This is a genomic window from Boseongicola sp. (genome assembly GCF_057460485.1).
This window is the reverse complement of sequence record NZ_JBVCWP010000344.1, coordinates 1-3,705: the sequence shown is the minus strand read 5'-3', so window position 1 is coordinate 3,705 and position 3,705 is coordinate 1. Positions and strand designations below refer to the sequence as shown.

Here is a 3,705-nt window from a genome sequence, read left to right as displayed (position 1 = left end):
GTGGCTTCCGTACGCACTGGGAGAGTTGAGGATGACGACAGGTCATATGTTTATGGCGATGAGTCTCGATGGATTTGTTGCGCGAGAAGATTTTGGCCTTGATTGGTTAATGAAGCAGATGACCGAGGGCGAGGATCATGGCAATGCAGCATTCATGGAGTCCGTCGATGGGCTTGTGTTGGGAAGTGGCTCGTTTCGCACTATGCTAACCTTTGATACTTGGCCCTATGAAAAGCCAGTCGTCGTGTTGAGCAGGACAATGAGGTCAAGCGATATACCCGACGAACTTCGTGACAAGGTGACCCTCAGTGCGCTCGCACCTCGACAGCTAATGGCGTCCCTGTCGGAACAGGGCTGGAAGCGTGCCTATGTCGACGGCGGAAAAATCATTCAAAGCTTCATGCGCGAAGGATTGATCGCAGATATGACCGTGACAATTGTTCCGATCCTTATCGGGGCGGGCAAAAGGATGTTCGGGACTTTGGATGCAGATATTGACCTTCACCTTTTAGAGTCGAAGTCATTTCCATCTGGTTTGGTCACTTCAAGATACGAGGTTACCTAGGGCTCGAAGCCATCGTTAGATGCTCGATGCGTCAGGTTCCGCTGTGCGGAGAGGCTGTGTGAAAACTACCGAGAGTTTTTAAAAATGCCAAAAATTGGCAGATTCGGGCACGCTCTGGTCAAGCTGAACCATCAAATTAGCAACTCCCGAAAACGAGCGGCGCGAAATCATGAAGAATCCCGAGTTTTCACACAGCCTCCGGACTTTGCTGCCATTGAGATCAAAGCTTCTCCCAAGTCGCTTTCAATCTTTGTAAGCGACTTGGTCACTTGCCAAGAACTGCTCCACCCAATCTGGAAGGCGCATCCCTCTGGCTATCTTGTCGTCCTGCGCCTGCTCGGCGCTCCGAATGCGTTCCAGGTTTTCGATCACCTCATCCAGACGCTCGTATGGAACGACCACGACGCCATCTTGATCGGCTACGATCATATCGCCGTTCTCAACCTCTTGCGCGCCTATCTGGACAGGGAAGCCAACTGATCCAGGTCCAGACACGTGCGGCGATCCCGGAGTTATCCCCGTACACCAAACTGGCAATCCAACCGAAACTATACCGTGATAGTCGCGGAGCGGACCATCTGTGACAAAACCCGCAGCGCCACAATTCTTCATCATTCCGACCAGTCCATCTCCACCGGCAGCGCACCCAGAGTGTGCCGAAAACGCGGAAACAACGACGTCACCGGGTCGAATAAATTTGAGTGACGCAAAAAGTGCCAGCACATCAGCGGCACCACATTCCGCGGTCAATGCTGGTCCAGCAGCAACGCAATTGAGTTCACGACCACCGCCAAGCGGCTGAATGTTTTGAGAAAGTGCTCCGCCACCAAACATGGCATCGACGACAAAGCCTGTTGGAATACCCTGAAACGCTGCGATTTGGGTATCGCTCGGACGCCGAAAATTCGTTTTTACTGTAAGTTTTGGTGGAACCTCAATCACGTCCAAGTCCTTTTTCTATCTGTCATCGCGCTAAAACAATGTGCACTTTCGATGTTGTTAGCGTGTCCGCAGCCCAGTGTCGATTTCCACGGTGAGAGGTCTATTTAGGGCCTTGGCGCTGCCAGGTTATTTTGCAAAGCTCACGCTCAGCTGCGCATCACGCTATTGCGTCTCGCTGTGCGGCTTTCTTTGCTGCGGCGGACCTTAGTGACAATTGCCTTCACAGTCTGTCTCACCATATCCCGCGTCTCTGCCGCTTGCATGGCACGCGCCTGTCGGATCTTCTTTTCTGCAATCGAACTTGCGGTTTTGAAAAGTTCGGTCTGGTTGCGGGTCATCTCGGTTTTCCTTCTTGGGTTGCGTTTGAAGACAAGATCACCTTCGCAATTTCGCTGACGTCACGCTTCCAGCCGCTGTCCTGAAGTCATCCAGAATTCCTCCATTTCCATTCAGAAATCGTTGGAAACGCCCTGGAACCGTGGTTTTCTAAGGAGATGGGTGGAACAGAATCGCAGATCGTCAAAATCGGAGCTATCGAGCTGGACTTTAGCCGGGGTGAAGTCCGCCGAGACGGCGCGCCGGTCGCAATAGAGCCTCAGGTCTTCACCCTGATCGCCTATCTCGCCAAGCATCCGGGCCAAGTTCTATCCCGCGACGATCTAATCGAAGCGGTTTGGGACGGGCGGATCGTCTCGGATTCCGCCATAGCATCCCGCATCAACACTGCCAGAAAAATCCTTGGCGACGACGGCAGCGCTCAGAAAATTATCCGCACGATCCCAAAACGCGGCTTTCGGTTTGAGATTGAAGCCGAACCCGCCGCACCGCCGCTCCCCGACAAACCTTCCATTGCCGTGCTTCCCTTCGAGAACATGTCCGGCGACGCCGAGCAGTCTTACTTCTCGGATGGGATCACTGACGACATTATTACAGAGATGTCGCGCCACAAGGAACTCTTCGTCATCGCGCGGCATTCCTCTTTCGCCTTCCGCGACCGCGACCGGCCCTTGTCCGAGATCGCTCACGCCTTGGGGGTTCAATATATTGCCGAAGGCAGCGTCCGTCGCGCAGGGAACCGAATTCGCGTCACCGCGCGCCTTGTTGACGCGCTCACGGGACAAGAGGTCTGGTCTGAGCGCTATGACCGCGAGTTGGTCGACGTCTTCGCGGTTCAGGACGAGATAACCGGAGTGATAGTGGCAACCCTTGCAGGGCAAATTGCGCACGAGCGTTATCGCCGCGCAACGTCGCTCAGCACAGACAGCGTTGACGCCTATGACCACGTGCTGCGGGCAATCGAACACGGCTTTCGGGTCGAACCCGATGACAATGTCCTTGCGCGCCAATCGGCGAAACGGGCTGTGGATCTCGATCCCTCATCGGCGCGAGCCCACGCAATCATCGCGCTAACTCACCTCAATGAGGGTAACAACTTTTGGGTCGCGGACCAGCCAAGAAGCTTTGATCACGCGCTTGTATCCGCCAAACGCGCCGTCGGCGAAGACGCTCTTGATCCGCTCGCTCACGCCATGCTTGGAATGGCTGAGATGTGGAAAAACCGCGACTATGTCCGCGCCGTCAAGCATCTGGAGCGCGCCGTCGAGCTAAATCCCAGCGGCGCCTATTACCGTGGTATCTGGTGCTATATTCTTGCCTTTTGCGGCCAGCCCGAAAAGGCACTTGAGGAGATTGACCTCGCCATTCGCATGAACCCACTTTCGCCGGGTTTGAATATCGGCTTCCGCTGCCGCGCGCTTTTTTTGCTTCGCCGTCTCGAAGAGGCTCTACCGGATCTGCAACTGCAGGTCACCCTCATGCCGGGACACTCGAATGCGCTGGCTTACTGTGCGGCCACCTACGCCGCACTTGACCGGCTGGACGAAGCGCGCGAACTAACGGCTCAAATGGCGCGCACGACACCGAACTATCGCCTCTCAGCGGTTCGCAGGATTATGCCGTTTCCAGATCCCGCAGATGTCGAATACTTTGCTGACATGTTGGAAAAGGCTGGTATGGCCGAGTAACGCCCAAGCCACTAGGGGGAGTCGCCAACCCGGTCCAACCGGGAGACACACACCGCTCAATCCGGCCCGTCTCGATTCCTGCGTGCCCGCGCAATGCCTTACCTTGTAGCCCGGTAAGGCTCAGAGCTGCTGTTGGCAACGGAGCGCGCCGAGCAAAGATCAGCAAACGGGTCG

Annotated in this window: 4 protein-coding genes; 2 read left to right on the top strand and 2 right to left on the bottom strand. The window is 55.3% G+C overall.

The features are described 5' to 3' along the window. On the top strand, nucleotides 1-565 hold a 565-nt coding region (locus tag AC221Y_RS21675; RefSeq protein WP_486708399.1), incomplete at its 5' end, for a dihydrofolate reductase family protein. A gap of 243 nt (nucleotides 566-808) precedes the next feature. On the opposite strand, the gene AC221Y_RS21670 is transcribed toward AC221Y_RS21675, so the two are convergent. Together AC221Y_RS21670 and AC221Y_RS21665 are read right to left on the bottom strand one after the other, a co-directional pair. After that, complete coding sequence (locus AC221Y_RS21670; protein WP_486708398.1) at nucleotides 809-1,507, bottom strand: RraA family protein; 699 nt, start codon at nucleotides 1,505-1,507, stop codon at nucleotides 809-811. Nucleotides 1,508-1,653: 146 nt separating this feature from the next. Beyond that, a complete protein-coding gene (locus AC221Y_RS21665; protein ID WP_299751413.1) occupies nucleotides 1,654-1,845 on the bottom strand; it encodes an RSP_7527 family protein in 192 nt (63 codons plus the stop codon). A gap of 156 nt (nucleotides 1,846-2,001) precedes the next feature. Between AC221Y_RS21665 and AC221Y_RS21660 the strand changes: the two genes are divergently transcribed. Continuing rightward, the gene (locus tag AC221Y_RS21660) at nucleotides 2,002-3,531 is read left to right on the top strand and encodes a winged helix-turn-helix domain-containing tetratricopeptide repeat protein (protein WP_486708397.1); all 1,530 of its coding nucleotides are present in this window, start codon (nucleotides 2,002-2,004) and stop codon (nucleotides 3,529-3,531) included. Nucleotides 3,532-3,705: the final 174 nt, after the last annotated feature.

Bases quoted from the DNA above. Each gene is read 5' to 3' on its own strand.
- AC221Y_RS21665 (WP_299751413.1), bottom strand. From the start codon at position 1,845: ATGACCCGCAACCAGACCGAACTTTTCAAAACCGCAAGTTCGATTGCA.
- AC221Y_RS21660 (WP_486708397.1), top strand. From the start codon at position 2,002: ATGGGTGGAACAGAATCGCAGATCGTCAAAATCGGAGCTATCGAGCTG.